General features: G+C 58.8%; 3 protein-coding genes. All 3 read left to right on the top strand.

Annotated elements, in window-relative coordinates:
* Positions 1–190: hypothetical protein (locus tag AC1D1X_RS22500; RefSeq protein WP_477699245.1), on the top strand; the 190-nt coding region annotated here is incomplete at its 5' end.
* A 45-nt stretch (positions 191–235) separates the two neighbouring features.
* The gene (locus AC1D1X_RS22495; RefSeq protein ID WP_477671095.1) at positions 236–646 is read left to right on the top strand and encodes a hypothetical protein; all 411 of its coding nucleotides are present in this window, start codon (positions 236–238) and stop codon (positions 644–646) included.
* Positions 647–974: 328 nt separating this feature from the next.
* On the top strand, positions 975–1517 hold the full coding sequence (locus AC1D1X_RS22490; protein ID WP_477671094.1) for a cysteine hydrolase family protein: 543 nt from the start codon (positions 975–977) through the stop codon (positions 1515–1517).
* The last annotated feature ends 201 nt before the right edge of the window (positions 1518–1718 follow it).

Raw genomic sequence — 1718 nt, 5'->3', positions numbered from 1 at the left:
GCACTACGAAGACGTGGTCGAGAGAGCGTTTGCCGTCGAGTTCGACGATCTGGGTGACGAGAGCGAGGTGTCGGAAGTCATGGAAGATTTAGGGGGAGCCCCCGCGCTGGAGATTGCAAGAAACGGGAGCCAGTTTGCCTTCTGGAATCCGTCACGCCYGAAGTACACCTCCAGGAGTCAACCGGTCTGAGGCTCAACCACTCATGTCAAACACCTGCCCACAAGAACGAAATTCATGAAATTCGAATTTGGAGCGCCGAAGGCGCTGGACGATATCTCGCTGCAGGACGCCAAGAACCATCCCATTTGGTTGTGGGCCTGGGAGGCCGGAATGGAGGGCGAGGTGGAAGATGAGACGTGGCAGTGCCCGGTCTTGAACACCTCGGATGTCACGGATGCAATGACGGAGCCGGTCATTACGGTGCGCATCGAGGGGAGCGATGTGATTGGCTCGGCCAGCTACAACGCGGAGCTTGATCAACTGGAAGCAATTTCCATCTGGGAGAACGGTGCCTGGGCAGGAATCCAGGAGACCACGCTAGCGACACCGATTACATTGATTGCTGTCCCCAGCATTCGCGGCGTCACGGGTGTCAGGTTTGTCTGCAGTGAACCCGACGAAGATCGAGCTTCACGTGAGGGCTGACTACGGTGGGTAATTGGGGTTGGAGCGGCGCATGACGCAATTTGCCAGTTCGGTCGGCACGGATGTTCGGCCAGCCTGCTTTGCATGCTTGTTGGCTGCCGATTGATTTCAACGTCAGGCTAAAAATGCGTTACCCAGAATCAAACCCCCCATGGACCGGCCGTGTACGAGACCCATCCCGATCGCCCGGGGGAACTCGCCAGGCTGTGGCAGGAGGCGATGCAACAGCGTGGCTCCGGTGATGCAAACCAGGCACTGATCGAGCCTGCAAATTGCGGCAGGCTGAACTTCCCCTTTCCGCCAACACATCAAAATCAGACCTTACTTCATGACGACAACTGCCCTCCTTATCATCGACGTTCAGACGGCTCTTTGCTCCGGTGAGGGCGGGGCCTTTGAAAGCCGGCGCGTCATTGACAGCATCAACCAGGTGTCTGCCAAGGCCCGCGCCGCGGGTGCTCCCGTTATCCTGATCCAGCACGAGGCGCCGAATGATCCGCTGGAGTATGGAACTGAGGGCTGGAAACTCGCGGATGGCCTGGACACCCAGCCAACCGATATCCGCCTGCGGAAGAAGGCGACGGATTCGTTCCACAACACGGAGCTGCAGACCCTGCTGCAGGAGCGTGGCGTCAAGAAATTGATCATCTGCGGCATGCAAAGCGACTTTTGCGTAGACACAACGACCCGGCGCGCCCTGGCTCTCGGCTATCCGGTCACGCTGGTTTCGGATGGCCACTCCACCGTGGACAACGGAATCCTCACTGCGGCACAGATTTCGGCCCACCATACGGCGACCCTGGCAAATATTGAGAGCTTTGGGCCGAGGGTCACTCCGCAGCTTGCGGGCGAGATCAAGGTTATGGTCTGAGCCAGCTTTGATTTCTATGCACACACCCTGGATGCCCATCGCCTTCGCCGAAGCCGGCGTGCGCACGTTTCCCATGGGCCAGAGTAACCCCCGGGTGACCGAGTACCACGCCCACACCAACATCCGCGGTTATGACGACAAGGCGTCGTGGTGTTCTTCATTTGTCAATTGGGCTCTGGCCCAGGTCGGCATCCCTGGGAC

The sequence above is a fragment of the Polaromonas sp. P1_G4 genome (assembly GCF_056405475.1).
Note: the sequence above shows the minus strand (reverse complement) of the source record. Positions and strands in the feature narration are given on the sequence as shown.